Source organism: Prevotella sp. AM42-24, assembly GCF_003461825.1.
GTDB lineage: Bacteria > Bacteroidota > Bacteroidia > Bacteroidales > Bacteroidaceae > Prevotella > Prevotella hominis.
On sequence record NZ_QTXV01000117.1, the window covers coordinates 1 to 269 of the forward strand.

Consider the following 269-nt stretch of genomic DNA (forward strand, 5'->3'; position numbering starts at 1 on the left):
TTGCTTTTTGTTCAGTGCAAAATTAAACTATGAGAGCTGCATGGCAAATTCACAACCTGTGCAGAATGGAGAAACAAGAACCGACACCGTTAAAAAAGCTCATTAGGGCGTTTTTCTGAGGTAATGAATTGAAAGCGTTTCCACTTCTCAAATCTGCTATTTTCGCATTTCCTCACGAACGTCACTTAAAGCCAACAACTGCCACAACCACTTGAAACTCAAAACAAAAGCCCAAATCTGCTATTTTTTGCTTTTTTAGTCATTCTTTT